Genomic DNA, 236 nt, shown 5'->3' with positions numbered 1-236 from the left:
GTCGCAACAGCCATTTCCTCGTTCAGCCGGGCCTCTTCGTGAGCATGAGGCGTGAAAAAACGCGCGATGAGGAAATACGCGACCGGCGTGATGAAGAGCGTGGCCAGCGTCGCGAAACCCAATCCGCCGACGATGACCCAGCCAAGCGCAATACGCGTTTTCACGCACGCTCCATGCGCGAAGACCAGCGGAACGCCACCGAGAATGGTCGCGATCGTTGTCATCGGGACCGGACG

Annotated in this window: 1 protein-coding gene; it reads right to left on the bottom strand. The window is 61.0% G+C overall.

The window, feature by feature from the left end:
- Nucleotides 1–236: efflux RND transporter permease subunit (locus ACPYOI_RS37045; RefSeq protein ID WP_481424305.1), on the bottom strand; the 236-nt coding region annotated here is incomplete at both ends.

The organism is Rhizobium sp. SVR5-2C (assembly GCF_056755115.1).
Note: the sequence above shows the minus strand (reverse complement) of the source record. Positions and strands in the feature narration are given on the sequence as shown.